General features: G+C 59.9%; 3 protein-coding genes. 2 read left to right on the top strand and 1 reads right to left on the bottom strand.

Annotation, left to right across the window (positions count from 1 at the left end):
* The coding region (locus OXG98_17240; protein ID MCY3773754.1) for an FAD-dependent oxidoreductase at positions 1-1,325 on the bottom strand (1,325 nt) is incomplete at its 3' end.
* Between the two features lie 63 nt (positions 1,326-1,388).
* Here OXG98_17240 and OXG98_17235 point away from each other — a divergent pair.
* Positions 1,389-2,612: a hypothetical protein gene (locus OXG98_17235; protein ID MCY3773753.1), complete on the top strand. Its 1,224-nt coding sequence runs from the start codon at positions 1,389-1,391 to the stop codon at positions 2,610-2,612.
* Between the two features lie 181 nt (positions 2,613-2,793).
* Positions 2,794-4,113, top strand: coding sequence for a hypothetical protein (locus OXG98_17230; GenBank protein MCY3773752.1), 1,320 nt, complete (start codon positions 2,794-2,796; stop codon positions 4,111-4,113).
* Positions 4,114-4,200: the final 87 nt, after the last annotated feature.

Genomic DNA, 4,200 nt, shown 5'->3' with positions numbered 1-4,200 from the left:
GTCGGGTGATAGTGGGGGATGTTCGCGAGGTCGCCGACGGTGCCGCGGAAGTACATCACCGCGATCAGCTCGTGGATCAGCTCCCCGGCCTCGGGGCCGACGATGTGGCCGCCGAGCAGCTCGCCGCTGTCGGGATCGCAGATCAGCTTCACGTGGCCGTGGGTCGCCCCCATGGTCATCGACTTGCCGTGGTCGTCGAACGGGTAGGAGGCGACGAGGTGGGGAATCCCTTCGGCGCGGCAATCCTTTTGCGAGCGGCCGACGCCGGCGACCGCCGGATCGGTGAAGACGACCTGGACGCTCAGCCGCGAATCCATGCGCTTCGCCGGCCGCTCGCCGCACACGGCGTTGTGGCCGGCGATTTCCCCCTGCTGAACGGCGATATGGACGATTTCGTGCTCGCCGTTGACGTCCCCGACGGCGAAGATGTGCGGCTGACTGGTGCGCATCTCCTCGTCGACGGTTATGGCGCGGCCGCTCTCGACCCCGGCGGCCTCGAGCCCGAGGCCGTCGATGTTGGGCCGCCGCCCCAGGGCCTGAAACACCAGCTGCGCGGAGGCGGTGCGCTCCTCCCCCTCGTGGATGAAGTGGGCGGTTACTGTCTTTCCATCCGCGCTGAAGCGGTGCAGCTGCGTGCCGGTGAAGAGCCGCATTCCGTCCTCGCGGAAGGCCTCCTCGACCGGCCGCGCCAGGTCCTCGTCCCCCTTCGACAGGATGTGGCCGCTGCGCTGCAGCAGGGTGACCTCGGTGCCGATGCGCTGGAAGAACTGCGCCAGCTCGACCGCTACCGGCCCTCCTCCGAGAACGAGCAGGGATTCGGGCTGCTCGCGCAGCTCGAGCAGCTCGTCGCTGGTCAGGTAGCCGGCCTCGTCGAGCCCGGGAATCGCCGGCCGGGTCGCTACCGAGCCGGTGGCGACGATGAAGCTGGCCGCCTCGAGGAGGTGATCCCCGGCACGCAGGCGGTGCGGGTTCTCGAAAACAGCGCGTTCCTCGTAAAGGGTGAAACCCGGGCTGCGCAGCTGCCCGATGCGGTAGTCGGCGAAGGACCGGACCAGGCGCTCCTTTCGGCCGATGATGGCGGCCAGGTCGGCGCCGGCCTCGACCGGCAGCAGGCCGAACTCCGGCGCCCGGCGCATCAGCGCCATGATGTCGGAAGAACGCAGGATGGTCTTGCTCGGCATGCAGCCGCGCAGGATGCAGAGGCCGCCGAGGGGGCCGTGATCGACGATGGCGACGTCGGCGCCGGCGTCGCGGGCGGCGGCGGCGGCCGCGTATCCGGCGGAGCCGCCGCCGATGACGATTACGTCGTGGGTTCGTTCAGACATTTCTGCCGTTCGGTGCGATGAAGTTCGGGAAGTTGATAATGAAGTTATTATTGCCGGAGCACCATGAACTGTAATCCCCCGAAATCGGACCGCATGCCCCTTGCCCGGTTCGCTTTCCGTATGACGGCAGCCGCCCTGCTGCTGTTCCCTTCGGGGGCCGCCCCGGCAGAGCCGCCTCCGTCGCTGACCGTGCGGGTGTACGACGAGCGCGTGCAGCGCGGCGTCGATCTCATCTACAATCTCCGCTTCGAGGAGGCGGACCGCTACTTCGACGACCTCGTCGCCTCGTACCCCGACAACCCCCTCGGCTACTTCTTCCGGGCGATGGTGGCCTGGTGGCGGGTGTTGATCGACCTCGACGACACCTCGCACGACGAGGCCTTCTACCGGCGCATCGACGAGTGTATCGAGATCTGCGACGCCCGCCTGCGCATCGCCCCCGACGACTTCGACGCCATCCTCTTCAAGGGAGGGGCGATCGGCTTTCGCGGGCGCCTGCGCGGCGACCGGCGGCAGATGCTGCGGGCGGCGCAGGACGGGCTGCGCAGCCTGCCGCTGCTCGAGCGCAGCCGCAAAATGGAGCCGACCAACAAGGACATCCTGTTCGGACAGGGGATCTACAACTACTTCCGCGACGTGATCCCGCAAAAGTACCCGATCGTGCGCGCCGTCATCTGGATGCTCAAGGACGGAGACCGCGAAACCGGGCTGCGGCAGCTGCGGGAAGTCGCCGCTGAAGGTCGCTACGCAAAGGCGGAGGCGAAGTACTTTCTGGCGCAGATCTACCGCCTCTTCGAGGAGGACGAGGCCAAGGCCCTGCCCTATCTCGAGGAGCTGCGGTCGCGCTACCCGCCCAACTCGATCTTTCATCGCTACACCGCCAGGACCTACGCGTCCCTCGACCGTTGGGACCGCGCCCTGCCCCTGTACCGCGAGGTCGTCGAACGCTGCGAAGCGGGGGCGAGGGGGTACCACCGGCGCGCCCATATCGAGGCCCTCTACTACCATGGGTATTTCGCCTTCATCCGCAACCGGCTCGCCGAGGTGGTGCCGCCGCTGACCGCGGCCGACAGCCTCAGCCGCGGTCTGGGCGAGCGTCCCGAAGACCAGGAAACCGGCGGCTACGTGGCGCTGTCCAACCTCTTCCTCGGCATGGCTCTCGACGGTCTGGGGCGCCGCGGGGAGGCGCTGGCGCGCTACGCCCGCGTCCGCGAGCTGCCGGCGCACGGGAACAGCCACGAGCTCGCCGCGGGCTACGAGGGGAACCCGTACCGCCTGCCGCGGTAGCCCGCCGGTCCCGTCCTGGCAGAGCAGGCCGAAGCCGGCCGCGACGCGGTTGGACGGCTTGCAGGCGCCGGCCTACCGTTAGCTGCCACGTCAACGAAAGGGTAGGGGTTAAATGACGTTCAGAGGTCACAAAGCATTACTTTCGGCGCTGTTCCTCGCCCTGTCGCGGTCGCGCCGGCGGTTGCCGGCGTCCTCAAGGGATCTTCCTGGGAATCCGTCGAAGGAGATTCCCGGCTTCGCTGATCTTCCAACCGGAGGGGCAGGGCTTGGCGGCACGAGAGACTTCCCGGAGGGGGATGGGAGGACGGGCCGGCAAGGGCAAAATCCCGACGACAGGCGTATTCATCCGGCAGGAAGAGCGAGAGGCCGCCAGGGATGGCGTCGCATATTGTTGTCTTTGTCTTTGTTTGTCATTCTCTCTTGTAACAGTTTAAGTTTAGTAACCATCAACAGCGTAATCTCTAAAGCTTTAACAGAAGCTAACAAAGAGATTGTTGAAGAACCTGTTGTTTGCAAAGAAGAAAAAGTGTGTAGTTCTGGAAGTCTGGTTTTCTACAAACCAGATGGAGAAGGAGATTGTGTAAAACAAACAATGAGGTGTAAGTATGGATGTAGCTCTGTGGAAAACGGAGATGATACATGTAACCCACCACCTCCGACTCCAACTTGCAAAACAGAACCATACTGTTTGAACGATCAACTCGTGTACGAAGAGTTAGACACAGAAACAAACACTTGTGTCGAAAAAGTTCTGGAAGACTGTGAAGAATATGGGTGTGATGTAGAAAATGCATCATGTTATTCCATACACATAACCTGTCCAGAAGGAGTACACTGTTTAGAAGGTAACCTCATAGTTTTTGAACCTGACTATGAAACAATAACTTGCACAGAAGTAATCGTAGAAACCTGTGCATACGGATGTAGTGACGAAGATAACTCCTGTTACACTGAACTACCAAAACCTGACTGTTCCAACATATATCACAGAGGTGATGAGATCTGGGGTCAAGAGTACAACCCAGATACAAACGAATGTGATGAAGTACTCATCGAAAAATGTACCTTCGGAATCTCCGAAGATGGAACATGTAGGACAACACCTGACTGTTCCAATATATATCACAGGGGTAATGAAATCTGGGGTGAAGAGTATAACCCAGAGACAAACGAGTGTGATGAAGTCTTCATCAAAAGATGTGACTTCGGAATCTCCGAAGATGGAACATGTGAAACAAAGTTTCCTGATCATTTCTACGACATTAAAGACTTCAAAGGTCTCAATGAACTAGTAGAGATGGCAAACAGGACAAAAAAAGATCTTCGTGTTGCTGTCTATGATGATCTAGGATACTGGCACGGAGATGCAATGCAATTTTACCTTCTTATCATGCAGATACCGGCTGAGAAGATGGTTTTTCTGCATCCAGACTATGAGTTTAGCTTTGATCACACTCGTTTTGAGCAATTCTTCATCTCCGATGAAAGGTATTCATCGTAAGGACAGGTATCAGGAATTTTGACGGTACAGTATCACCTAGTCCTAACACTGTAAACTGCGATGATGCCAAACATGCATGTTTTACCA

The sequence above is a fragment of the Gemmatimonadota bacterium genome (genome assembly GCA_026706345.1).
Classification (GTDB): domain Bacteria; phylum JAAXHH01; class JAAXHH01; order JAAXHH01; family JAAXHH01; genus JAAXHH01.
The sequence above is the reverse complement of the archived record's forward strand: the minus strand, read 5'-3'. Positions and strand labels throughout refer to the sequence as shown.